The sequence below is a fragment of the Streptomyces hypolithicus genome (assembly GCF_052934925.1).
The window spans coordinates 1,436,884-1,459,755 of record NZ_CM128811.1; the positions used below are offsets into that span (position 1 = coordinate 1,436,884).

27 protein-coding genes and 1 pseudogene are annotated in these 22,872 nt (G+C 69.6%); 12 read left to right on the plus strand and 16 right to left on the minus strand.

The window, feature by feature from the left end; translation table 11 throughout:
* Nucleotides 1-221: 221 nt before the first annotated feature.
* Genes ligA through ACU6WZ_RS06520 form a run of 4 tightly spaced genes read right to left on the minus strand, consistent with a single transcriptional unit; the run spans nucleotide 222 to nucleotide 4,704 of the window.
* Nucleotides 222-2,414, minus strand: a complete 2,193-nt coding sequence (gene ligA, locus ACU6WZ_RS06505; protein ID WP_447032167.1) for an NAD-dependent DNA ligase LigA — start codon at nucleotides 2,412-2,414, stop codon at nucleotides 222-224.
* 40 nt (nucleotides 2,415-2,454) lie between these two features.
* Nucleotides 2,455-3,462, minus strand: coding sequence for a methionine synthase (locus ACU6WZ_RS06510; RefSeq protein WP_447032168.1), 1,008 nt, complete (start codon nucleotides 3,460-3,462; stop codon nucleotides 2,455-2,457).
* On the minus strand, nucleotides 3,459-4,148 hold the full coding sequence (locus ACU6WZ_RS06515; RefSeq protein ID WP_447032169.1) for an SDR family oxidoreductase: 690 nt from the start codon (nucleotides 4,146-4,148) through the stop codon (nucleotides 3,459-3,461). The genes ACU6WZ_RS06510 and ACU6WZ_RS06515 overlap by 4 nt, the downstream gene beginning before the upstream one ends.
* Nucleotides 4,149-4,164: 16 nt before the next feature.
* Nucleotides 4,165-4,704, minus strand: a complete 540-nt coding sequence (locus tag ACU6WZ_RS06520; protein ID WP_447033894.1) for an LOG family protein — start codon at nucleotides 4,702-4,704, stop codon at nucleotides 4,165-4,167.
* 128 nt (nucleotides 4,705-4,832) lie between these two features.
* On the opposite strand from ACU6WZ_RS06520, the gene ACU6WZ_RS06525 reads away from it, so the two are divergent.
* The 5 genes from ACU6WZ_RS06525 to ACU6WZ_RS06545 all read left to right on the plus strand — a co-directional run bounded on the left by ACU6WZ_RS06525 (nucleotide 4,833) and on the right by ACU6WZ_RS06545 (nucleotide 6,993).
* Nucleotides 4,833-5,114: a DUF427 domain-containing protein gene (locus ACU6WZ_RS06525; protein ID WP_447032170.1), complete on the plus strand. Its 282-nt coding sequence runs from the start codon at nucleotides 4,833-4,835 to the stop codon at nucleotides 5,112-5,114.
* Nucleotides 5,115-5,163: 49 nt separating this feature from the next.
* Nucleotides 5,164-5,943 (plus strand): alpha/beta fold hydrolase, encoded by a 780-nt coding sequence (locus ACU6WZ_RS06530; protein ID WP_447032171.1) that lies wholly within the window; start codon nucleotides 5,164-5,166, stop codon nucleotides 5,941-5,943.
* 266 nt (nucleotides 5,944-6,209) lie between these two features.
* The gene (locus ACU6WZ_RS06535; protein ID WP_447032172.1) at nucleotides 6,210-6,410 is read left to right on the plus strand and encodes an SseB family protein; all 201 of its coding nucleotides are present in this window, start codon (nucleotides 6,210-6,212) and stop codon (nucleotides 6,408-6,410) included.
* A 53-nt stretch (nucleotides 6,411-6,463) separates the two neighbouring features.
* Nucleotides 6,464-6,772: a transposase gene (locus ACU6WZ_RS06540; RefSeq protein ID WP_447032173.1), complete on the plus strand. Its 309-nt coding sequence runs from the start codon at nucleotides 6,464-6,466 to the stop codon at nucleotides 6,770-6,772.
* A complete protein-coding gene (locus tag ACU6WZ_RS06545; protein ID WP_447032174.1) occupies nucleotides 6,769-6,993 on the plus strand; it encodes a hypothetical protein in 225 nt (74 codons plus the stop codon). Before ACU6WZ_RS06540 ends, ACU6WZ_RS06545 begins: the two co-directional genes overlap by 4 nt.
* On the opposite strand, the gene ACU6WZ_RS06550 is transcribed toward ACU6WZ_RS06545, so the two are convergent.
* A complete protein-coding gene (locus ACU6WZ_RS06550; protein WP_447028847.1) occupies nucleotides 6,994-8,337 on the minus strand; it encodes an IS4 family transposase in 1,344 nt (447 codons plus the stop codon).
* Between the two features lie 203 nt (nucleotides 8,338-8,540).
* Here ACU6WZ_RS06550 and ACU6WZ_RS06555 point away from each other — a divergent pair.
* From ACU6WZ_RS06555 to ACU6WZ_RS06575, 5 genes and pseudogenes are all read left to right on the plus strand, one after another.
* A pseudogene (locus ACU6WZ_RS06555) lies at nucleotides 8,541-8,768 on the plus strand (IS3 family transposase); the annotation flags it as partial.
* Between the two features lie 501 nt (nucleotides 8,769-9,269).
* Nucleotides 9,270-10,499, plus strand: coding sequence for an IS110 family RNA-guided transposase (locus ACU6WZ_RS06560; protein ID WP_447032175.1), 1,230 nt, complete (start codon nucleotides 9,270-9,272; stop codon nucleotides 10,497-10,499).
* Between the two features lie 25 nt (nucleotides 10,500-10,524).
* Complete coding sequence (locus ACU6WZ_RS06565) at nucleotides 10,525-10,998, plus strand: DDE-type integrase/transposase/recombinase (protein WP_447033895.1); 474 nt, start codon at nucleotides 10,525-10,527, stop codon at nucleotides 10,996-10,998.
* A gap of 13 nt (nucleotides 10,999-11,011) precedes the next feature.
* The gene (locus ACU6WZ_RS06570) at nucleotides 11,012-11,152 is read left to right on the plus strand and encodes a hypothetical protein (protein ID WP_447032176.1); all 141 of its coding nucleotides are present in this window, start codon (nucleotides 11,012-11,014) and stop codon (nucleotides 11,150-11,152) included.
* Nucleotides 11,153-11,164: 12 nt separating this feature from the next.
* Entirely contained in the window at nucleotides 11,165-11,365 is a 201-nt protein-coding gene (locus ACU6WZ_RS06575; protein WP_447032177.1) for a DUF397 domain-containing protein, read from the plus strand.
* A gap of 91 nt (nucleotides 11,366-11,456) precedes the next feature.
* Here the strand turns inward: ACU6WZ_RS06575 and ACU6WZ_RS06580 are convergent, their stop codons facing one another.
* The gene (locus ACU6WZ_RS06580) at nucleotides 11,457-11,936 is read right to left on the minus strand and encodes a hypothetical protein (protein WP_447032178.1); all 480 of its coding nucleotides are present in this window, start codon (nucleotides 11,934-11,936) and stop codon (nucleotides 11,457-11,459) included.
* 87 nt (nucleotides 11,937-12,023) lie between these two features.
* Nucleotides 12,024-13,163 carry a tRNA 2-thiouridine(34) synthase MnmA gene (gene mnmA / locus ACU6WZ_RS06585; RefSeq protein WP_447032179.1) on the minus strand — a complete coding sequence of 380 codons (1,140 nt, stop codon included), beginning with the start codon at nucleotides 13,161-13,163 and terminating at the stop codon, nucleotides 12,024-12,026.
* A gap of 54 nt (nucleotides 13,164-13,217) precedes the next feature.
* Here mnmA and ACU6WZ_RS06590 point away from each other — a divergent pair, with 54 nt between their 5' ends.
* A complete protein-coding gene (locus tag ACU6WZ_RS06590; RefSeq protein WP_447032180.1) occupies nucleotides 13,218-13,886 on the plus strand; it encodes an N-acetylmuramoyl-L-alanine amidase in 669 nt (222 codons plus the stop codon).
* Nucleotides 13,887-13,967: 81 nt separating this feature from the next.
* Here the strand turns inward: ACU6WZ_RS06590 and ACU6WZ_RS06595 are convergent, their stop codons facing one another.
* Genes ACU6WZ_RS06595 through ACU6WZ_RS06605 form a run of 3 tightly spaced genes read right to left on the minus strand, consistent with a single transcriptional unit; the run spans nucleotide 13,968 to nucleotide 15,675 of the window.
* Nucleotides 13,968-15,137 (minus strand): cysteine desulfurase family protein, encoded by a 1,170-nt coding sequence (locus ACU6WZ_RS06595; RefSeq protein ID WP_447032181.1) that lies wholly within the window; start codon nucleotides 15,135-15,137, stop codon nucleotides 13,968-13,970.
* A gap of 55 nt (nucleotides 15,138-15,192) precedes the next feature.
* A complete protein-coding gene (locus tag ACU6WZ_RS06600) occupies nucleotides 15,193-15,501 on the minus strand; it encodes a DUF4190 domain-containing protein (protein WP_447032182.1) in 309 nt (102 codons plus the stop codon).
* Nucleotides 15,502-15,507: 6 nt separating this feature from the next.
* Nucleotides 15,508-15,675 carry a hypothetical protein gene (locus ACU6WZ_RS06605; RefSeq protein ID WP_447032183.1) on the minus strand — a complete coding sequence of 56 codons (168 nt, stop codon included), beginning with the start codon at nucleotides 15,673-15,675 and terminating at the stop codon, nucleotides 15,508-15,510.
* A gap of 90 nt (nucleotides 15,676-15,765) precedes the next feature.
* On the opposite strand from ACU6WZ_RS06605, the gene ACU6WZ_RS06610 reads away from it, so the two are divergent.
* Nucleotides 15,766-16,392 carry a TetR family transcriptional regulator gene (locus ACU6WZ_RS06610; protein WP_447032184.1) on the plus strand — a complete coding sequence of 209 codons (627 nt, stop codon included), beginning with the start codon at nucleotides 15,766-15,768 and terminating at the stop codon, nucleotides 16,390-16,392.
* 111 nt (nucleotides 16,393-16,503) lie between these two features.
* On the opposite strand, the gene ACU6WZ_RS06615 is transcribed toward ACU6WZ_RS06610, so the two are convergent.
* The 6 genes from ACU6WZ_RS06615 to ACU6WZ_RS06640 all read right to left on the minus strand — a co-directional run bounded on the left by ACU6WZ_RS06615 (nucleotide 16,504) and on the right by ACU6WZ_RS06640 (nucleotide 22,828).
* On the minus strand, nucleotides 16,504-17,520 hold the full coding sequence (locus ACU6WZ_RS06615) for a YihY/virulence factor BrkB family protein (RefSeq protein WP_447032185.1): 1,017 nt from the start codon (nucleotides 17,518-17,520) through the stop codon (nucleotides 16,504-16,506).
* A gap of 400 nt (nucleotides 17,521-17,920) precedes the next feature.
* Complete coding sequence (locus ACU6WZ_RS06620; protein ID WP_447032186.1) at nucleotides 17,921-18,757, minus strand: thioesterase family protein; 837 nt, start codon at nucleotides 18,755-18,757, stop codon at nucleotides 17,921-17,923.
* A gap of 26 nt (nucleotides 18,758-18,783) precedes the next feature.
* Nucleotides 18,784-19,458 carry a trimeric intracellular cation channel family protein gene (locus ACU6WZ_RS06625; RefSeq protein WP_447032187.1) on the minus strand — a complete coding sequence of 225 codons (675 nt, stop codon included), beginning with the start codon at nucleotides 19,456-19,458 and terminating at the stop codon, nucleotides 18,784-18,786.
* 30 nt (nucleotides 19,459-19,488) lie between these two features.
* Nucleotides 19,489-20,739 (minus strand): ABC transporter ATP-binding protein, encoded by a 1,251-nt coding sequence (locus ACU6WZ_RS06630; RefSeq protein WP_447032188.1) that lies wholly within the window; start codon nucleotides 20,737-20,739, stop codon nucleotides 19,489-19,491.
* The gene (locus ACU6WZ_RS06635) at nucleotides 20,736-21,833 is read right to left on the minus strand and encodes an ABC transporter ATP-binding protein (RefSeq protein ID WP_447032189.1); all 1,098 of its coding nucleotides are present in this window, start codon (nucleotides 21,831-21,833) and stop codon (nucleotides 20,736-20,738) included. The genes ACU6WZ_RS06630 and ACU6WZ_RS06635 overlap by 4 nt, the downstream gene beginning before the upstream one ends.
* On the minus strand, nucleotides 21,830-22,828 hold the full coding sequence (locus ACU6WZ_RS06640) for an ABC transporter permease (RefSeq protein ID WP_447032190.1): 999 nt from the start codon (nucleotides 22,826-22,828) through the stop codon (nucleotides 21,830-21,832). The genes ACU6WZ_RS06635 and ACU6WZ_RS06640 overlap by 4 nt, the downstream gene beginning before the upstream one ends.
* Between the last annotated feature and the right edge of the window lie 44 nt (nucleotides 22,829-22,872).

Here is a 22,872-nt window from a genome sequence, read left to right on the forward strand (position 1 = left end):
TCCTTCCCCCGGCTCTTCCTGAGCAGGGGTACGCCATTGCAGCCGTGCACGACAGGCGCACGTCTCAACAGTAGGCCGCGGATGGCTCTCGCGGGCAGCGGTCCACCGCTGTTGCCCGAATGCGACCCAGCCACCCCGGTCCGTCTGCTATGCGCCGAACGGGTGGTCCGGCCGCGGTGGTTCACCCCTCTCACCGCCCCTTTCCCCGCCCCGCGCCACCCCTACTCCTCGGTGGGCACGGCCGCTTCCCGAGCCGCTTCGGGTCCCTCCGCCAGAAGAATGGCGAATCCGTCCTCGTCGAGGACAGGAACCTTCAATTGCATGGCCTTGTCGTACTTCGAACCGGGACTGTCACCGACCACAACGAATCCGGTCTTCTTCGAAACAGAACCGGTTACTTTCGCTCCGAGGGCCTGGAGCGCTTCTTTTGCGCCATCCCTGGTGAAACTCTGAAGGGTCCCGGTCACAACGACAGTGATCGCTTCCAGTGGGCGCGGCCCCTGCTCCTCACCGGCGCCCGCCTCCTCCGTCCGGACCCCGGCGGCCCGCCACTTACGCAGGATCTCCCGGTGCCAGTCCTCCGCGAACCACTGCTTGAGCGAGGCGGCGATGATCGGGCCGACCCCCTCGACGGCGGCCAGTTCCGCCTCCGTCGCCTGCTCGATCCGCTCCAGCGACCGGAACTCGCGGGCCAGCGCCTCGGCGGCGACGGGTCCGACATGCCGCACGGACAGCCCCGTGATGACCCGGGCCAGCGGCCGCTCCCTGGCCGCCGCGATGTTCTCCAGCATGGCCAGAGTGTTCTTCTTCGCCACCCCCTCCTGGTTGGCGAAGAAGGTGACGATCTTCTCCTCGCCCGTCTTCGGGTCCCGCTTGGGCAGACCCGAATCCTGGTCCAGGACATACGACTTGATGGGCAGCAGCTGCTCCAACTTCAGGTCGAACAGGTCGCCCTCGTCGCGCAGCGGCGGCTCGGCCGGTTCCAGCGGTCTGGTGAGCGCGGCCGCGGCGACATACCCGAAGTTCTCGATGTCAAGCGATTTCCGGCCGGCCAGGTAGAACAGCCGCTCCCTCAACTGGGCGGGGCAGGAGCGTGAGTTGGGGCAGCGGAGGTCGATGTCGGCCTCCTTCATCGGCCGCAGCACGGAGCCGCACTCCGGGCACTCGGACGGCATCACGAACTCCCGCTCGGTACCGTCCCGCAGGTCCACCACCGGCCCGAGGATCTCCGGGATGACGTCGCCTGCCTTGCGCAGCACGACAGTGTCCCCGATGCGTACCCCCTTGGCCTTCACCACTTCCTGGTTGTGCAGGGTGGCGAACTCGACCTCGGAGCCGGCGACGACGACCGGCTCCACCTGGGCGTACGGCGTCACCCGCCCGGTGCGGCCCACCCCGACGCGGATGTTCACCAGCTTGGTGTTGACCTCCTCCGGCGCGTACTTCCACGCGATGGCCCAGCGCGGCGCCCTGGAGGTCGATCCGAGCCGGCCCTGCAGCCGGATCTCGTCGAGCTTGACGACGACCCCGTCGATCTCGTGCTCCACCGAGTGCCGGTTCTCACCGAAGTGCGCGATGAACTCCCTTACGCCGGCCAGCCCTTCGCCGCCCGCGACGACCCGGTTGTGCTGCGCGGTCGGCAGGCCCCACTCGCGCAGCAGCTCGTACGCGTGCGACAGGCGGTCGATGTCGAAGCCCTCGCGGGCTCCGATACCGTGCACCACCATGTGCAGCGGGCGGCTCGCCGTGACCTTGGGGTCCTTCTGACGCAGCGAACCCGCCGCCGCGTTGCGCGGGTTGGCGAAGGGTTTGTCCTCCGCCGCCACCAGCCTGGCGTTCAGCTCCTGGAACTTCTCCATGGGGAAGAAGACCTCGCCGCGGATCTCGACCAGGTCGGGGATGTGGTCGCCCTTCAACCGCTCCGGGATGCCCGCGATCGTACGGACGTTGGGCGTGATGTCCTCACCGGTGCGCCCGTCCCCACGCGTCGCGGCCCGGGTCAGCCGGCCCTTCTCGTACGTCAGATTGACCGCGAGGCCGTCCACCTTCAGCTCGCACAGGAAGTGGTACGGGACGGCGCCCAGCTCGGCCGCGAGGCGGTCGCCCCAGGCCTTGAGCTCGTCGTCGTCGAAGGCGTTGTCGAGGGAGAGCATGCGTTCGCGGTGCTGGACCGCCGTGAAGTCCGTCTCGTACGCCCCCGCGACCTTCTGCGTCGGCGAGTCGGGCGTCCGCAGCTCGGCGTGCTCGTCCTCCAGCGCCGACAGCTCGCGCAGCAGCCGGTCGAACTCGGCGTCGCTGACGACCGGCTGGTCCTTCACGTAATAGCGGAAGCGGTGCTCCTCGACCTGCTCAGCAAGCTGTGCATGCCGCTCCCGTGCCTCCGCGGGTACCACCGCCCGCTGTTCGCCAGCCACCGTCTCGTCCTCCCGTTAACCCGACCCGACCTGAGTTCCGTCACTCAGGGTTGTCCGCGAGCGATCTCGCCGCCCGGGCGCAGTGCGCGAGCGCAGCGCGCGCGTACGCGGGAGAAGCCCCCGCGAGCCCGCACGACGGGGTGACCACCAAGGACTTCGCGAGAGTCCCCGGATTCAGCCCCAGCCTGCGCCACAGCGTCCTGACACCCATGACGCTACCTGCCGGGTCTGACAACGCCGTGTCGGCGGTGGGGACGATTCCGGCGAACAGCTGCGTGCCGCTCTCCACCGCCTCACCGATCGTCTCCTCGTCACGCTCGGTGAGCAGCGAGAAGTCGAAGGAGACACCTGCCGCGCCCGCCCGGCGCAGCAGCGCGAAGGGCACGTCCGGCGCGCAGGAGTGGATCACCACAGGACCGTCGTGGACCGCCATCACGTCCCGAAGGACGCCCTCGACGACCTGGCGGTCCACCGCCCGGTGGGTGCGGTATCCGCTCGCGGTCCTGACCTGCCCGCGCAGTACGGCCGTCAGGGACGGTTCGTCGAGCTGGAGCACGACCTGCGCGCCCGGCACCCGCCGCCGCACCTCCGCGAGATGCGCGCGCAGCCCCTCCGCGAGCGAGCCCGCGAGGTCGCGCACCGCGCCCGGGTCGCCGACCGCGGACTCGCCGCCGCGCAGTTCCAGGGCGGCCGCCAGCGTCCAGGGGCCGACGACCTGTACCTTCAGCGGCCCGGCGTACCCCTGGGTGAACTCCTCCAGGGCGTCGAGGTCCTCCCCCAGCCACGACCGCGCCCGCCGCGTGTCGCGGCCGGGCCGGTCGCTGAACCGCCAGCCACTGGGTTCCAGGTGCACGTACATCTCGACGAGCATCCCGGCGGTGCGTCCGATCATGTCGGCGCCGGGGCCGCGCGCGGGCAGCTCCGCGAGATACGGGAAGTCCTCGAACGACCCGGTGACGGCCCTGGCGGTCTCCCGCGCGTCCCCGCCGGGCATCGACCCGACGCCGGTTGCCGGGCCCCATACGAACGTGTCGGTGCGCTCGCTCATCGGCCCGGCCGCACGGTCAGGTCGTTGACCTCGGCGTCACGCGGCAGGTCGAGCGCCATGAGGATGGTCGTGGCGACCGACTCGGGGTCGATCCACCGGGCCGCGTCGTACTCCTTGCCCTCCTGGTGGTGGACTTTCTCCTGCATGGGACTGGCGGTGCGCCCCGGATAGACGGAGGTGACGCGCACCCCGTCGCCGTGCTCCTCGTGGCGCAGCGAGTCGGCGAGGGCCTTGAGCCCGTGCTTGCTGGCGGCGTACGCCCCCCATTCGGCATGCGCGGCGAGCCCGGCGCCCGAGTTGACGAAGACGACGTGGCCGTGGTCCAGGCGGAGTTGGGGCAGGAAGAGCCGGGTCAGCTCGGCGGGGGCGATCAGGTTGACGTTCAGCTGGCTGTGCCAGGCGCGCGTGCCGAGGTCACCGATCCGGCCGAGGTCGACGACGCCCGCGATGTGCAGCAGCGAGTCGACCCGCTCCGGCATCGGCTGGTGCGAGAAGGCCCAGGACAGCCGGTCCGGGTTGGAGAGGTCGCCGACGAGCGTACGGGCGCCGGGAAGGCCCGCCGCGAGCTGCTTGGCGCGGCCCGCGTCGCGGGCCATCAGGACGACGTCGTCGCCGCGCTCGTGCAGGCGGCGGGCGACGGCCGCGCCGATGCCCGAGCCCGCTCCGGTGATCACATGGGTAGCCATGGGGCCCATGCTCGCATCACTGCACGCCGGTGGACTCCTCCAGGTAGGCGAGTGCGGCGACGCCGTCCTCCGCGAAGAACACCAGGTCGGTGAGGGGAAGCGGCAGGAAGCCCTCCGCGTCCATCCGCTGGAACTGCTGCTTGAGGCCGTCGTAGAAGCCGGCCGTGTTCAGCAGCACCACCGGCTTGCTGTGCAGGCCGTGCTTCTTCAGCTCCAGGATCTCGGTGGCCTCGTCGAGTGTCCCGGTGCCGCCGACCATCACCACGACGGCGTCGGACTTGGCGAGGAGCGTCGCCTTTCGCTCGGCGAGGTTCTTGGTGATCACCATCTCGTCGGCGTTCTCCCGCGCCAAGCTGTGCAGGAACTCCACCGACACCCCCACCAGCCGCCCCCCGGACTCCTGCACCCCGTCCGCGACGACCTTCATCAGACCGGCCTCCGAGCCGCCCCAGACCAGGGTGTGGCCGCCCTTGCCGATCAGCTCGGCGAACTCGCGGGCGGGGCCGGTGTAGCGCTCGTCGAGGTCGGCGGCGGAAAGAAAGACGCAGATGTTCAATGCCATGGGAAGAGGCTACGGCGCACGCGTGCTGAAGTAGGAGACGGCGCCGTACCCCGCGCACACAACGAGGAGCGAGACCGATGACCGCAGGACATCGCATCACCGTCTAGCAGGGCGCCGAGCACGTGCGGGTCACGCACGGCGGGCAGGTACTGGCCGAGAGCCGCCGCCCGCTGCTGCTGCACGAGACGGGCCTGCCGGTGCGCCACTACCTTCCGCCGGACGACGTCAGGACCGACCTGCTGACGCCGTCCGACACGACCACCCACTGCCCTTTCAAGGGCGACGCCTCGTACTGGTCACTGCCGGACGCGGCGGACCTGGTGTGGGCGTACCCCGACCCGAAGCCGGAGGTGGCGGAGGTGAAGGACCACTTCTGCTTCTACGAGGTCGAAGTGGTTCGGTGATTTTTCGCCGGCAGCGATGAGTTCCGCGACGCGGCCCGGTCAGCACTCCATGAGCAATGTGATTTCAAGTGACGGCACTCAACTCGCCTACGAGCGTCACGGCGAAGGACCGGCATTGATCCTGGTCGGCGGTGCGTTCAGCACAGGCGCCACCGAGGCACTCCTGGCGGCGCGGCTCGCGCCCCACTTCGGTGTGGTGACGTACGACAGGCGGGGCCGCGGGGACAGTGGCGACACCGCGCCCTATGCGGTGACGCGCGAGGTCGAGGACCTGGCGGCCCTCGTGATGCGGGAGAGCGGTCCCGTCTGTGTGTACGGCATGTCGTCGGGCGGGGCGCTGGTCCTGGAGGCGGCGGCGAGCGGTGTGCCGTTCGAGCGGATCGCGGTGTACGAACCGCCGTTCACCGCCGTCGATCCGGCCGGCGGAGCGGCCAAGGCGCGGTACACCGCCCGCCTCGGTGAGCTGCTGGCCGCCGGGGACCGCTCGGGCGCGGTCGAGCTGTTCATGACCGTGGTGGGCACCCCGCCCGAGGTGATCGCGCAGATGCGTACGGCGCCGATGTGGCCGGGGCTGGAGGCGGTGGCGCACACGCTCGCCTACGACAACGCGGTGATGGGCGACGGGACGGTGCCGGCCGAGCGGCTGGCGTCGATCAGCCGGCCGGTGCTGGTGATCGAAGGCGGCGCCAGCCCGCCGGCGATGCGCGGGGCGGCCCGAACAGTCGCAGATGCCGTAGCCCGAGGCCGCCACCGCACCCTCACGGGCCAGGTCCACGACGTGTCACCGCAGGTACTGGCGCCGGTACTGCGGGAGTTCTTCGCGGCGTGAGCGGCGGGGGGGAGGAGGCCGCGGCCACCATTGGCCGGACATCTCCTCGATCCTCCCCAACTCTGACGCGCCGCTTACGGGTGACGAAGCTCGTGAACCGAAGATCGCTCGGTACTCGTTGCCCTGCAGCCTCTCGCGGCCCGGAAGCCACGGCCATCACGCCCCAGTCGGTGGATTGAGACATGGCCGTTCTGTGATCCCGAGCCCACCCCAGTAGCGTGGTCGCTCAGTTGTGCGACGAGCGGCGACGAACTACGGGGGCAGGCGTGAGCGCTGAGGCGTTGAGGGTGCGGCTGGCGGAGCTGGCGGCGGCCGAGCGGGGTGATCTCCGCGAGGTAGTGGGGGAGTTCCGGCGTAGTGAGGTGCTGGTGCCGGTGGTGGACGGCTCATTGCTGTCGGCGGAGGCCGGTGGCATCCGGTGGTTGTTCGTGTTCACGGATGATGCGGCGCTTGAAGCTTCCCCTTGATCGTGGACACCTGGAGACTGGGATCTGAGTGGTTCCAGAGGAAGTAGTGCCAGGTGGGAAGCAAGTACACGAAGCGGTACTCGGACGAGTACAAGCGGGACGCGATCGAGCTCGTGCGCTCGTCGGGGCGGACGGTGACCGATGTCGCCCGGCAGCTCGGCGTCAGTTCCGAGAGCCTGCGCGGCTGGGTCAAGAAGGCCAAGGCCGCCGAGGCCGGGGTGGCCACGACGGACTCGCCGGGGCTGTCTGCCGCGGATGCGGCGGAGCTGAAGCGGCTGCGGAAGCTGACCTTGGAACAGGCCAAAACGATCGAGATCCTAAAAAAAGCGACGGCTTTCTTCGCGAAGGAGAGCGATCGGTGAGTGCTATATGCCGGTTCATCCACGTGGAGAAGGCCAACTACACGATCGTCCTGCTGTGCCGGGTGATGAAGACGGCCCGCTCCTCCTACTACGCCTGGGTGGCGGGCATCGAGGCCCGCGAGAAGCGACGGCGGGCCGATGAGGCCCTGGCCCACGAGATGACTGTGATCCACATTTCGTCCCGGCGCACCTACGGGGCAATGCCGGGAAGCTTGGCTTGATCATCTCGTGTGGCTGTCGGGCTCCGCGGTGGTCGGCGGGGTTGTGTCGAGTGGGATGATTTCGATCCCGTATCCGGTGATTTTTGTGCTGCGGCTGGCCGGCCCGGCGGGTTTCGAGGGGAAGATGGAGCTGGGGCGTTTCACGGTCCGGGGGCAGACCCGCAGGCGTCGCTCGGCCGATCGCAGGTTCGCCAGCAGCGACGTGGTCATCTCGGCGAGGTGGGTGCCGATCCGCGCCGTGGTGCGGATCACGGTGTCCCGGGCGACGGTCAGGGCGACAGTGAAGGAGAGCCGGTCGGCATCGAGCCCGTGGCCGGCGGCGGTGGAACTGATCGTGCGGCGGATCGCCTGGTGGGTGACGAGATACGCCCAGATCTCCTGGTTGACCAGCGCGGGTGTCTTCGATCTCAGGACGGCGCGTGCCCCGCGCTGAGTGATCTTCAAGTCCCGGAATTCGAGCTCGGATTCCCACCGCTGGGAATACAGTGCGGCCAGTTCACCGGCGGGGAAGGCCGCAGGGTCGAGCAAGGTGGTGATGAGCCGGTAGGGCTCATGGCGTCGTGACCCGTCGGCGGCCTCGATGACGACCACCATCTCGATCACCCGGATCCGTACCGACCGGGGCCGCCCCGCCAGGGCTTTCGTGATGTTCTTGTGCGCGTGCCGGGTCGCGAGCCAGGAGCCGTCGGGCAGGACCTCGTCGGGGACCAGCCGCACCGCCGCCGAGATCCGCCACAACAGATCCGCCCCGCCGGCGGCGGCATCGACCCACAGCAGCCAGCCCGGGAATCCCCGGTCGGCCAGGACCAGCATCCCGGGGCGCATCCGGTCCAGCAGGCGCCGTGTCAGGTCCTGCTCACAGACCCGGCGGATGTCGAACGCCACCCCGAGCAGCGCCCGGGTCCCGCACTCGATCAGCGCGACCAGGCGGACCTGGGGGAACGCGGCGATCCGCCGCTGATTGCGGGTCCGGCCGAACACCGCGTTCACCGCGGTGTCGGCGACCTCGAGAAACGTGCCGTCCACCGAGGCCAGCCGAAGCCCCCGCCAGAACACCCCCGGCATCGCGACCGTGCCGACCGGCCCGGCGATCCGCTCGAACAGTAACCGGAACGGCTCCGGGCCCAGCGTGACGCGGCGCTGCCGCAGCGCCGAGGAGGAGACCAGCTGGCCCCGCGCGGCCAGCCGCGCCGTCCCACCGGCCAGCTTCGACAGCACCGACCGGTAGCCGTCTCTCGGGAACAGCGTCAACGCGAGCACGAAGAACACACACGTCACCGCGCAGAGTTTGCCGTCACTACGCCGGTCCCCGCGGCCGGAAGCCGCCAGCACATCCGTGACCATCCGCCGTGTCACAACCTGGCGCAACACACCCAGCTGCCCCGTCTGTCCCGCGCTCGCACGCGACGACCCCTCTATGCCAGACTCCCCAGACAACGAAGCTCCTGTTCCGAACAAGTCGATCGTGGTAGATCGCTCGTTCTACAGGAGCTTCGCTGCATCCAGCGCCCGCACACGAGATGATCAAGCCAAGCTTCCCGGCATTGACCTACGGGGTGCCGCGGATGACGGCCCAACTGCGCCGCCAGGGACGGTTAGTCAACCGCAAGCGGGTGGAGCGGATCATGCGCGAGCACGGCATCGCCGGGCACAGCCGCCGCACCGGGCGCCGCAGCCTGACCCGGCAGGACACCAAAGCCGCACCGGCCCCGGACCTGGTCGGCCGCGACTTCCACGCCACGCGCCCCGGCATCAGGATCGTCGGCGACATCACCTAATCCGGAGTTAAGAACGGTCCGGCGGCACGGGTAGTCAGGCGGACTGTTCGAGTGGTGTGGGCTGCGTGGGTACCGGACGGACGCCCACGACTCACCTGGCCTCGACGCCTCGAAGCAGATCGCGCGGCGTCAGGTGTCCCTCGCAGCCCACCAGAACGAGGTGATGGTGTTGGTGCCCGCGGGTGCCGGACGGATGCCTAGACATCACCAGGCCCTGCGCCTGTATGTAGAGCGGCAACGCCCGGCACCTGCGGATGTCAACACCCAACCCTTGATCACTCGTTGGAGTTGGTGGTGCGAGCCCGCGCCACGGTGACCTCTCGTTAAGCCCGAGCTGATTCGAGCTCCCGCATAGACCGGGGCCCGTGGGGTGAGCTGGTGCCACGAACAGCTACTGAGGTGGCGGACCGGCCCCCGTGCTGAGTCCTGGGATTAGGTCGCTGCGTGGTTCCGCATGAGCTCGTGACCTGCCAAAACAGCTCTAAGGGGAGGACCGTCATGATCTACTGCGGCATCGACTGGGCCGAGCGCACGCACGACGTCGCGCTGGTCGACGACAGCGGCCAGTTACTGGCCAAGCGGCACATCACCGATGATGCCGCTGGCTACAAGATCCTGCTGGACCTGCTCGCCGAGTACGGCGACAGCGAGGAGAACCCGATCCCGGTCGCGATCGAGACGTCCCGCGGCCTGCTTGTCGCGGTGCTGCGGACTGGCAAACGGCAAGTCTTCGCGATCAACCCGATGGCCGCCGCCCGCTACCGCGACCGCACATCCGTCTCGCGCAAGAAGTCCGACCCCGGCGACGCCCTCGTCCTGGCGAACATCCTGCGTACCGACATGCACGCCCACCGGACGCTGCCCGACGACAGCAACCTCGGCCGTGCCATCGCCGTCCTCGCCCGCGCTCAGCAGGACTCACTCTGGAACCAGCAGCAGCTCTCCAACCAGCTCCGCTCCCTGCTGAGGGAGTACTACCCGGCCGCCCTGGCGGCCTTCGAGCCCTGGCGCAACGGGCTGTGCCGGCCGGAGGCCCGAGAACTCCTCAAGGCCGCCCCGACTCCGACCCGGGCCTCGCGGCTGACCCGCACGCAGTTGGAGGCCGCGCTCAAGCGGGCCGGCCGCAAGCGGGGCATCACTGCCGAGGCCGACCGGCTCCGTGACATCTTCCGCGGCGACTACGCTCATCAGCCGCCGCTGGTCGAAGACGCGCTGGGCAAGCAGATGCATGCACTCCTATTCCAGTTGGAGGCCGCCTGCACCGCGGCTGACGACCTCGCCAAGGCGGTCGAAGAGGCTTTCCCTCAGCACCCGGACGCTGAGATCATCCTCAGCTTCCCCGGCCTCGGCATCCAGCTCGGAGCCCGGGTGCTCGCCGAGATCGGAGACGACAAGACCCGCTTCGCGGACGCCCGAGGTCTGAAGGCATACGCCGGTGCCTCGCCCATCACCAGGGCCTCCGGCAAGAAGTCGAGCATCACCCGCCGGTGGGTGAAGAACGACCGACTCAACCACGCCGGCTACCTCTGGGCCTTCGCCTCCATCACCGCGTCACCCGGCGCCAAGGCCCACTACCGGCGCCGCCGCGACGACCACAACGACTGGCACGCAGCCGCCCAGCGCAACCTCTTCAACCGCATGCTCGGCCAGCTTTACTACTGCCTCCAGCACCACACCCTGTTCGACGAACACACCGCCTTCCCCACCCCACTCGCCGCAGCCGCTTGACACGTTGAGCGCCTGAGGTGTCTACATCCCCACCGCCGAGGGCTGGCTCTACCTCGCCGGCTGGCTGGACCTCGCGACGCGCGAGATCGTCGGCTACTCAATGGCCGATCACCATCGCGCCGACCTCGTCGTCGACGCCCTGGACATGGCCGCGAACCTGGGCCGCCTGGAACCCGGCTGCGTGATCCACTCCGACCGCGGATCCGAATACACCTCCGCTCAACTCCGCGCCAAGATAGAGCAATTGAGCGGTCGGCAAAGTATGGGGCGGACCGGAATCTGCTTCGACAACGCCGTGGCGGAAAGCTTCTGGGCCGTCCTCAAAGAGGAGATCGGCACCCGCTTCTGGCCCGACCGGGCCACCGCCCGCGCCGAGATCTTCACGTTCATCGAGACCTTCTACAACCGCCGCAGACTCCGCAAGCACATCACTTGGGGCTACCTCACGCCCCACGAGACGCGCCTGCGCTACCAGCAAGAACAGGCCCTCGCGGCATAACGGAACTGTGTCCATGATCACGGGGAAACTTCACTTCTTCGACTCACCCACGCAACTGGCCAACTTCAGGCGGCGGCTGGACTTGGTCGAACAGGTGGCGTTGAATCCGAGGGAAACGAGGGATCTCATCCTCGGCATCGCTAAAGAACTGTGAGAGGTACGGCCCTTGCCCGAGTTGAAGTGGCTCAAGTCGTCGTTCTCCGAGGCGTCCGGCAACGCCTGCGTCGAGGTCGCGGCTGCTGCCGCTGACGACATCGCGATCCGTGAGAGCGACTGCCCGGCCGTCATGGTGTCGACGACTCGGGCTGCCCTGTGCGCGCTCGTGAACCGGGTGAAGGCCGGGTACCTCGATCCTCCCCGGCTCTGACGCGCCGCTTACGCAACGCGGACGCGGACCTTTCCGCTAGGCCGCCGCAGGCGCTGGGGCCCGGTGCTGCGGGAGTTCTTCGCGGGGGAACTCACTGCTCCTGGCCCGCGGCCGGGTCTCCTTCGCCCAGGGCGAGCCACCACGTTCCGTCGTCGTGGACGAGGAGCAGTTGCTGGCGCCGGCCCGTCTTCTCGTACGTCAGCGTCACTTCGTTGAAGTACGGTACGACGCCCTCGCGCACCTCGGCAGTCACCTGCCCTCGCGCCCCGGCAGCGTACGTACGCACGAGCTTGCGCGCCTCCGGGTCAGGCCGGTCGTAGTCCGGACCGGCCAGCGCTGCGAGGCTTGCGACGTCCTCGGCCTTGAGCCGCTGGACGTACACCCTCACGAGCGTGTCGATGTCTTCCGCCGTCTCCGCCACGTCCCGGTACGCGGACTTCTCCGCCCGCACGGTGACGTCGACCGCCGGTGCATCGGCCAAGCCGTACGGCGGCCGGAACCAGACCGTCCAGACGCCGGCCACCGCCACGACAGCAGTGACGACCCCGCCCCTCACGAAATGCTTGCTCACGAGGCCCCCCTCACCCTTGATCGGAGTCAGAGTAGACGACGACAGGTTCAGGCGGCCGGGGCTTGCGGGAGCTCAGTGGCCCTGGCCTCAGACGGCGGCCGCCGCTGCCCGGCTCGTAGTCGCGATCGTCGCGGAGCCCACCACGCGCGTGCCGTCGTACAGGACGATCGCCTGGCCGGGGGCGATGCCCCGGACCGGCTCGGTGAAGGTGACCCGGAGCTCCGAGCCGTCGACCAGCTCCGCGGTCACCTCGGTCTCGCCGCCGTGTGCGCGCAGCTGGGCGGTGTACGTGCCGGGGCCTGCCGGGGCGTTGCCGCACCAGCGGGGCTTGATGGCGGTCAGGGCGGTGACGTCCAGGGCCTCTACGGGGCCCACCGTCACCGTGTTGTTCACCGGGGAGATGTCCAGGACGTAGCGCGGCTTGCCGTCCGGGGCCGGGTGGCCGATGCGCAGGCCCTTGCGCTGGCCGATGGTGAAGCCGAACGCGCCCTCGTGGGTGCCGACCTTGGTGCCGGACTCGTCGACGATGTCGCCCTCCGCCTTGCCTCCGAGGCGGTTCGCCAGGAAACCCTGGGTGTCGCCGTCCGCGATGAAGCAGATGTCGTGGCTGTCGGGCTTCTTCGCTACCGCGAGTCCCCGGCGCTCGGCCTCCGCGCGGATCTCGTCCTTGGTGGTGAGGGTGTCGCCGAGGGGGAACATCGCGTGGGCGAGCTGGCGCTCGTCGAGGACGCCGAGGACGTACGACTGGTCCTTGGCCATGTCGGACGCGCGGTGCAGCTCCCGCGTGCCGTCCTCCCGAAGCACGACCGTCGCGTAGTGGCCGGTGGCCACCGCGTCGAAGCCGAGGGCCAGCGCCTTGTCCAGCAGCGCCGCGAACTTGATCTTCTCGTTGCAGCGCAGGCAGGGGTTGGGGGTGCGGCCCGCCTCGTACTCCGCGACGAAGTCCTCGACGACGTCCTCGCGGAAACGCTCGGCCAGGTCCCAGACGTAGAAGGGGATGCCGATGACATCGGCGGCCCGGCGTGCGTCGCGCGAGTCCTCGATGGTGCAGCAGCCGCGCGCACCCGTGCGGAACGACTGCGGGTTCGCGGACAGGGCGAGGTGTACGCCGGTCACGTCGTGCCCGGCTTCGGCGGCACGGGCGGCGGCGACGGCGGAGTCGACCCCGCCGGACATGGCGGCGAGGACACGGAGGCGGCGCGGGGTCTCAGGCGGGGTCTCAGTCATAGCTCCACCAGGGTAGACGGAACCACTGACAGGGCCATAAGCGTTAACAGCCTCATGGGACACAAGAAGGCTGCGGGGCAGGGCGGGGTGAGCAGACGGGCTTTGCTCGTCGGGGGCGGCGTTGCCGTCGCGGGCGGTACGGCGGCCCTGTTCGGGGAGGAGTTGTCGCGGCTGTGGTGGCTCGTGCCGGGGGTGGACAAGCAGCGCGTGGACGGAGAGGTGGATCACACCGGCGCCCGGTGGGTGGCGGCGTCGGCGGCGAATCTGCGGACCGCCGACCGGCCGGCCGACTACACGATCGACCGGATCGTGATCCATGTGACGCAGGGCAGCTTCGCGACGGCCGTGAAGGTCTTCGAGGACCCGCTGCACGCGGCCGCGGCGCACTACATCGTGCGGGCGAAGGACGGCCACATCGCGCAGATGGCGCGGGAGCTGGACGTGGCGTACCACGCGGGAAACCGGTCGTACAACGAACGCAGCATCGGTATCGAGCACGAGGGGTTCGTGGACCGGCCGGAGGACTTCACGGACGTCATGTACCGGTCGTCGGCGCGCCTCGCGGCGGGGATCTGCCTGCGGTACGAGATACCGGCCGACCGGGAGCACATCATCGGCCACCATGAGGTGCCGGGGACGGACCATACGGACCCTGGGCCGCACTGGGACTGGGCGCGGTATCTGCGGCTTGTGCGGGGGGAGCTGGACGGGGTCCGGGCGTAGCGCGGGGCTCTGCCCCGAACCACGGTCCTCAAACGCCGGACGGGCTGGAAATGGCCGACCAGGGCCGGAGGGCCTGGCCCGCTAAACCAGCCCCGCCGAACGCGCCCGCTCCACCGCCGGGCCGATCGCCGCCGCCACCGCCGCCACGTCTTCCACCGTCGACGTGTGGCCCAGCGAGAAGCGCAGGGTGCCCCGGGCCAGGTCCGGGTCGGTTCCGGTGGCCAGCAGGACGTGGCTGGGCTGGGCGACGCCCGCCGTGCAGGCGGAGCCCGTGGAGCACTCGATGCCCTGCGCGTCGAGCAGCAGGAGCAGCGAGTCGCCCTCGCAGCCGGGGAAGGTGAAGTGCGCGTTGGCGGGCAGTCGGCCCGCCGGGGACGGGTCGCCGCCGAGGATCGCGCTGGGGACGGCGGTGCGTACCGCCTCGATCAGGTCGTCCCGCAGCCCGCCGATCTCGCGCGCGAACCACTCGCGCTGCCGGGCCGCCACCTGCCCCGCCACCGCGAACGCCGCTACGGCCGGTACGTCGAGGGTCCCGGAGCGCACGTGCCGCTCCTGGCCGCCGCCGTGTAGCACGGGCACGGGGGTGTACTCACGGCCGAGCAGCAGTGCGCCGATGCCGTACGGGCCGCCGATCTTGTGCCCGGACACGGTCATCGCGGCCAGCCCCGAGGCGCCGAAGTCCACCTCCAGCTGGCCGTACGCCTGCACCGCGTCGGCGTGCAGCGGTACGCCGAACTTTGCTGCGACGTCGGCCAGTTCACGGACCGGCATGACCGTGCCGATCTCGTTGTTGGCCCACATGACCGTAGCCAGGGCGACCGAGGACGGGTCGCTCGCGATGGCCTCGCGCAGCGCCGCCGGGTGCACCCGCCCGTAGGCGTCGACGGGAAGGTACTCCACCGTGGCGCCCTCGTGCTCGCCCAGCCAGTCGACGGCGTCGAGGACCGCGTGGTGCTCGACGGGGCTGGCCAGCACCCTGGTTCTGCGCGGGTCGGCGTCGCGCCGCGCCCAGTACAGGCCCTTGACGGCGAGGTTGTCGGCCTCGGTGCCGCCGGCGGTGAAGACGACCTCGCTGGGCCGGGCGCCGAGGGACTCGGCGAACGCCTCGCGAGCCTCCTCGACGGTGCGCCGCGCCCGTCGGCCGGCGGCATGCAGGGACGAGGCGTTGCCGGTGGCGGTCAGCTGGGCGGTCATCGCCCCGACCGCCTCCGGAAGCATCGGAGTGGTCGCGGCGTGGTCGAGGTAGGCCATGGTGGGCACGATTCTACGAGCCCGGTGGGCGCCCGACCGACCGGGCGGGGGCAGGTCAGCCGGCGAAGCTCCACGAGAGGGTGTCGTCTGCGGAGACCACCACGGCGAGGACGATCAGATCAGCGACGCCGAGCCCCAGGCCGAGCAGGGCGCGGCCGCGCCGCCCGGTGCCGCGCCACAGGGCGAGGCCGGCCAGGACGATGGCGGCCGGTCCGAGGAAGATGTTCATCACCAGGAGCCCCACCAGGCCCAGGACGAACGACGCGACCGCCATGCCGTTGGCGTCGCGCAGGCCGTTGGCGTCGCGCAGCCCGGTGGCGTCGCGCAGGCCGGTGCGGCGGCGTGCGGATGCGGTGAGTTCCATGACGTGTCAGCTCCTTCGGTCGGCGGATCGGCGGGCCATGCGCTCGCGGGCGGCGAAGACGAACAGCCAGGCGCCGATGGCCGCGGAGGCGATGAGCGTCACCGGGAGCGGAACGTGCGCCACCGGGCCCAGCGCGACCCCCAGCAGAAGCAGAGCCGCTACGAGGATGATCATGTAACACCTCTCAAGCTTAGGAGTACGACTGTTTACTGACTGCCCAGTCTAGAGTTCCCGTACACAGAGAACAGTTGTTTACTGAATGGCATGAGTCACACCGTCGGCGTCCGCCAGGCCCAGAAGCAGAAGACCCGCCAGTCCCTCATGGACGCGGCCCTCGTCCTGCTGGAGCACCAGAGCCTCAGCAGCCTCGGCCTGCGTGAGGTCACCCGCGCTGTCGGCATGGCCCCGACGGCGTTCTACCGGCACTTCCGGGACACGGCCGATCTCGGCGTCGCGCTGGTCGAGCAGTCATTGGGCGGCCTGCGCACGATGATCAGTGAGGCGCTGGCCGCGACCGGCGACAGCGAGGAGCGCATCGACACCGCCGTGAGCCTCATCTCCGGCCATGTGCGCGCGTTCCCCGCGCACATCCGCTTCATCGCGCGCGAACGCCACGGGGGCGTGGAACCGGTGCGCGCCGCGATCGGCGAGCAACTGCGGATGTTCGTCGAGGAGGTGGCGGCCGCGCTCGGCTCGGCGCCCGGCTTCGCGGGGTGGAGTGAGTACGACCTGAAGATGCTCGCGCACGTCTACGTCGACCACATGGTGATGACGGCCTCAGCCCTCCTGGAGGCGCGGGAGGAAGGGCCCGAACGGATCGATGCGGCCGCGGACGTGGCCCGCCGCCAGATGCGCCTGATCAGCCTCGGCCGCCGCCACTGGCTGGACTGAGGTCAGGTTCTACGCGCAGGGAAAGCAATTGGCGGGCGATGCCGGTCGACTTCCCTGCCTGGACGGCCACATCTGGAGGCCACGTCTGGACGGCCACGGATTCCTGGGGGATCACACGGTCCGCGAGCGCTTCTTGCGCTTCGGCTTCGTGCGCTCGTCGAGCTGGATTTCCCGCTCCGCGCCGGGGGTGCCTGCCGCGAGTTGGCGGCTGCGTTCTCTTTCCGCATTGAATTCCGCGCCGAGCAGGAGCGCCAGGTTCGTGATCCATAGCCAGACCAGGAACGCGATCATGCCGCCCAGCGCCCCGTACGTCTTGTTGTACGAGCCGAAGTTGGCCAGGTAGAAGGTGAAGGCCACAGAGGCTACGAGCCAGATGACCAACGCCAGCGCGGCACCGGGGACGACAGACTTCAGCCCGGCCAGCCGCGCGTTGGGCGAGGAGTAGTAGAGCACGGCGAAGATGAGGATGACCACGAGCAGCATCACCGGCCACTTGGCGATGTTCCAGGCCGTTACCGCCGCATCACCGACGCCGAGTGCCGAGCCCGCCTTCTTGGCCAGTGGACCGCTGACCACCAGGGCGATGAGCACCAGGGCCTGGAGGATGATGAGGACGAGGGTGACGAGCATCTGCAGGGGGCGCAGCTTGATGAAGGACCGGCCCTCCTCGACCTCGTAGATCGTGTTCGAGGCGCGCATGAAGGCGCCGACGTATCCGGAGGCGGTCCACAACGCGGCGGCGACGCCGACGATCAGCAGGATGCCTGCAGATCCCTTGTTGGAGGCCAGTCCTTCGATCGGCCCCTTGAAGGTGTCCACCGCTGAGGCCGGCCCGATAGAACTCACGAGATCGGTGGCCGTGTCGACGATCTTCTTCGGGTCCATGACCAGACCGACGAGCGCGAGCATCGCGATGAGCGCCGGAAAGACCGACAGCACCGCGAAGTAGGTGAGCGCGGCTGCCGCGTCGGAGAGGTTGTCCTCCTTGAATTCCGTCAGGGTGCGCTTCAGGGTCTGCCCCAGCCCGCCTTTCTGCGTGTGCGCGGGGCCCTCGGGGCGGTGACGGCCGGAAAACTTCTCGTGGTCTCCGGAGTCCCCTTTGTCCGGGGTTGGCTCTGACTCGGACATGAACACTCCTCATCTGCAGAAGGCACCACGTGCCAGGAACTCAACGAGTTCCGCGAACTCCGCATGCGCGTCCCCTGATGCGGCTGCGGTCCCGCCTCTCTCATTGTCTGCCTTCTCATCCAGCCCGCAATCCTTACGGCCTGGTGCGCGATAGGGGGCGGATCAGCCCGCGGCGTCGGATGCGGTACATCGCAAGGCGGCGGAGCGTCCTCATAGCGGAGCAATTAGGGCGTTTCGCCAACGCGGCGAGGTGCCGTAGTCGGCGTCGCGGGCCCGTCCCCTATCGCGCACCAGGCCGTGAGGCTGGCGAACGCCCTGGTGAACGGTGACGCCTAACCCGGCCGCAGCCCAGCTCACAACCACGTGGCTCCGGCATGCCGGTGAGACGTTCCGTACGCGCTCAGCCGCGCGGCGCCCGTGCCAGCTGCCGGGACTGCGCCACCAGGCGGTCCGCGCTGTCCCAGACCTCCGCGTCCTCCTCAAGGAAGCCGCCCGCGAGGTTACGGGTGGCGATGGCGACGCGCAGCGGACCCGGTGCGGGCCGGCAGCGGATGTGGGTGGTGAGTTCGACGGTCGGCGTCCAGCCCGTGAGGCCCAGCTCGAACGATGTCGGCGGCAGCGCGTCGACGGTCAGCAGCAGAGACAGCGGGTCGGCGTCGCGGCCGTCGGCGAGGCCGAACCAGCCGCGCATCTCGCCCAGGCCGGAGGGTGCGCCGACGGCCCAGCCGACGGTGGCGGGATCGAGCCGGATGTTCAGCCGCTCGGTGATGGCGGAGCTGCCGGGGATGGCGGCCGGCCCGGCCTCGGCGCCCAGGCAGTGCTCGTACGGCGGAATGGCGGGCGGCTTGGCCGTCGTGCGTACGTCGTCGGGCAGCGCGTCGAGGTCGCCGTAGGAGGCGAGGACGCGGATCCGCTCGACCTCGGTGCCGTCGTCCGCGTACTGGAAGAGGGAGGCCTGGCCGGTGGAGAGGCTGCGGCCGGCGCGGACGGTCTCGGTCCGGACCACGGCCCTGCCGGGCACGGACGGCGTCAGGTAGTGCGCGGAGACCGTGAACGGGTCGGGGTGCGGCAGGGCGTCGCCGAGGGCGCGGCCGAGCAGGGCGAGGAGGTAGCCGCCGTTTACGGCGTTGATGATCGTCCAGCCTGCGGAGAGCTCCGCGTCATAGACGCCCGGTTCGCGCAAGGAGAGGGACGTGTCGCGGTCGAACTCGCTGTCCCCGATGGATGCCTGTGCCATGGCATGCACGGTACACCGGCACATTACTAAGCGGTAGCTTCAGGTTGGTCCTCGGCTTTCGCTGAGCTGCGGTTCCAGGCGCGCGGCGCCCGCCAGTGGAAGTGCAGCGCCAGCAGCCGCAGCACGAAGGCGGTGACGACGGCGATCCCGCTGGTCCCCGCGTTCAGCAAGTCGAAGCGGATGCACAGGGCGACCATCGTGGCCCCGACGATGGCGGGGACGGCGTACAGGTCCCGGTCCCAGCGGAGCAGCGAGGGCACCTCGTTGGCGAGTACGTCGCGCAGTACGCCGCCGCCGACGGCCGTCGCCAGGCCGAGCGCGGCGGACGCGGTGAGGCCGAGCCCGTACTCGTACGCCTTGGTGGTGCCGGTGACGCAGAAGAGCCCGAGGCCGGCCGCGTCGAAGGCGTTGACGCCGCCCTGGATGCGTTCGACCTCGGGGTGCAGGAAGAAGACCAGGGCCGCCGCGACCAGCGGGGTGGTGAAGTACCCGAGGTCGGTGAAGGCGGCGGGCGGCACCGCGCCGATGATCAGGTCGCGGAACAGCCCCCCGCCCAGCGCGGTGACCTCGGCGAGCACCGCGATGCCGAATACGTCGAAGTTCTTGCGCACGGCGAGCAGGGCGCCGGAGATCGCGAAGACGAAGATCCCGACGAGGTCGAGTGCGTGCTGGACGGAGGGCGTGAAGAGTTCCTGGAACACCGGCCAATTGTGCAGCCTCCAGGACAGGCTCTACTCCTTACCGGTGCCCTCCGTGGTCTCCGTGCCCCCGGCGGCCGTGGTCCCCGCGCCCCCGGCCTCTGCGGTCCCCGTACCCCCGGCGCCCGTGGCCTCCGCGCGCAACACCGGCGGCCCGGCGGCCGGCTTCACGAGCGACGCCGGTGCCACGTCGACGACCGTGATCGCCTCGCGCGCCGTTGCCAGCACCGTGGATTCCGGCGCCTGGTCGGGCGCGTTCTCCGGGTGGTGGCACGCGACCTGGTGGCCGGTCTTCAGCGCGAGCAGCGGCGGCTCCTGCTTGGTGCAGATCTCGGTCGCCTTCCAGCACCGCGTGTGGAAGCGGCAGCCCGACGGCGGTGAGATCGGCGAGGGCACATCGCCCTTGAGCAGGATGCGCTCGCTCTTGACGCCGCGCCGCCGCGGGTCCGGCACCGGCACCGCGGACAGCAGCGCTTTGGTATAGGGGTGCATCGGGGACTCGTACAGCGCTTTGCGGTCGGCGAGTTCCACCATCTTGCCGAGGTACATCACCGCGATGCGGTCCGAGACGTGCCGGATGACGGACAGGTCGTGCGCGATGATCACGTACGTCAGGCCCAGCTCGTCCTGCAGGTCGTCGAGCAGGTTCACGACCTGCGCCTGGATCGACACGTCCAGCGCCGAGACCGGCTCGTCCGCCACCACCAGCTTCGGCTTCAGCGCGAGCGCGCGGGCGATGCCGATGCGCTGGCGCTGGCCGCCGGAGAACTCGTGCGGATAGCGGTTGTAGTGCTCGGGGCTGAGGCCCACCAGCTCCAGCAGCCGCTGGACCTCCCTCTTCACGCCGCCCTCGGGTGTCACGCCCTGGAGCTTGAACGGCGCGCTGACGATCGTGCCGACCGTGTGCCGCGGGTTCAGCGACGAGTACGGGTCCTGGAAGATCATCTGTACGTCGCGGCGCATCGGCCGCATGGCGGCGACTCCGAGGTGCGTGATGTCCTTGCCCTGGAACTCGATCCGCCCGCTGGTGGGTTCGAGCAGCCGGGTGATCAGCCGGCCCATGGTCGACTTGCCGCAGCCCGACTCACCGACGATGCCCAGCGTCTCGCCCTGGCGCACGTCGAAGTCGAGGCCGTCGACCGCCTTCACGGCGCCGGCCTGCCGCTGCAGCAGCCCCTTCCTGATGGGGAAGTGCTTGACCAGGCCGGAGACTTTCAGCAGCGGCTCGGGGGAAGAGGAAGCCTGCTCCGGGAGCGTCACGTCTTGATCCTTTGTCTCGCTCACAGCTTCGGCGCAATCTCTTCGGTCCAGATCCGCGTCCGTTCCTCCTGCGACATGTGGCAGGCGGAGTGGTGGCGGACGCCGACCTGGCGCAGTTCGGGCCGCTCGGTGCGGGTGATGCCGCCCTTGGGTACGTCGGCGTACGGGCAGCGCGGGTTGAAGGCGCAGCCGCTCGGGATGTTGATCAGGCTGGGCGGGGAACCCTTGACCGGGATGAGGCGCTCGGTCTGGTCGCGGTCGATGCGCGGCATCGATCCGAGCAGCCCCCAGGTGTAGGGGTGCTGGGGCTCGTAGAAGACCTTCTCGGCGGGGCCGCGCTCCACGCACCGGCCGCCGTACATCACCAGGATGTCGTCGGCCAGTTCGGCGACGACGCCGAGGTCGTGGGTGATGACGATGACGGCCGAGCCGAACTCCACCTGGAGGTCGCGGATCAGGTCCAGGATCTGGGCCTGCACCGTCACGTCCAGCGCGGTCGTCGGCTCGTCGGCGATCAGCAGCTCGGGGTTGTTGACCAGCGACATCGCGATCATCGCGCGCTGGCGCATGCCGCCGGAGAACTCGTGCGGGTAGCTGTCCACCCGCTTGGCCGGCTCGGGGATGCCGACCCGGTCGAGCATCTCCACGGCCCGCTTGCGGGCGGCCTTCTTGTCGACCTTGTGGTGGACCCGGTACGCCTCCACGATCTGATGGCCGATCGTGTAGTACGGGTGCAGGGCGGACAGCGGGTCCTGGAAGATCATCGCCATCTCGCGGCCGCGCAGCTTGCGCACCTCGTCGGGGTCGGCCGACAGCAGCTCGGTGCCGTTCAGCCAGACCTCGCCGGAGATCCGGGCCTTGCTGCGCCCGTACTGGCCCACCGTGTGCAGGCCCATGATGCCGAGCGAGGTCACCGACTTGCCGGACCCGGACTCGCCGACGATGCCGAGGGTCTTGCCCTTCTCCAGTTGGAAGGAGAGCCCGTCGACGGACTTGACGATGCCGTCGTCGGTCGGGAAGTGCACCTTGAGGTCACGGACTTCGAGGAAGGCGTCCGGGGGCGCGCTGCCGGCGCTCACGGGCTCGCCGACGGCGCCGGTCTTGGTCAGCTCGGTCACGAGAGCCTCACTCGGGGGTCGATCACTGCGTACAGAAGGTCCACGACGAGGTTCGCGATCACGATGCCGATGGCGGCGATGAGGGTGACGCCGATGATCAGGGGCAGGTCACGCTCGTTGATCGCCCGTACCGCTCCCTGGCCGAGCCCCGGCAGGTTGAACGTGGTCTCGGTGAGAACGGCGCCGCCGACCAGCGCGCCCAGGTCGAGACCGAGGACGGTGAGGACCGGGGTCATGGTGGAGCGCATGGCGTGCTTGCCGATGACGACCGGCTCCCGCAGACCCTTGGCGCGGGCGGTACGGATGTAGTCCTCGCCCAGGATCTCCAGCATGGTGGCGCGGGTGAGGCGGGCGTACATCGCGGCGTACAGGAAGGCGAGTGTCACCCAGGGCAGCAGCAGGCTCTCGAACCAGGCCGCCGGGTTCTCGGTGATGCCCTCGTAGTCGACGCTGATCCACTGCAGTCCGTAACTGAAGATCGCGAGCGAGACCAGGCCGGTGAAGTAGATGGGGAGGGAGACGCCGCCGAGCGCGATGCTCATGGCCGCGCGGTCCCACAGCGTGCCGCGCTTGAGGGCGGAGACCACACCGGTCGCCACACCGCCGACGACCCAGAGGAGACAGGCGCCGATCGCGAGCGAGACCGTGACGGGCAGCCGGTCCATCAGGATGGGCCAGATCTCCTGCTCGGTACGGAAGGAGTAACCGAAGCAGGGCGCCGAACAGCGGCTGACATCCACGCCGTTGGCATAGTCGCGGCCGACCACCAGTCCCTGGAGGAAGTTCCAGAACTGGACGAAGATGGGGTCGCTGAGTCCCATCTTCTGCCGGATGCCCTCAATGGCCTCCGGGTCGGCCTGTTTGCCGACGAAGAGCAGAGCGGGGTCGGTTCCCGTCAGCTTCGGGATCATGAAGAAGATGGCGAAGGTCGCGAGAACGACGACCATCAGCATCACTACGACGGCGAACAAGCGCCGGATGAGGTATGCGAACACTGTGCTCGGCCCGGCGGCGGCCCGGGGCCCCCTCAGTGGTGGGA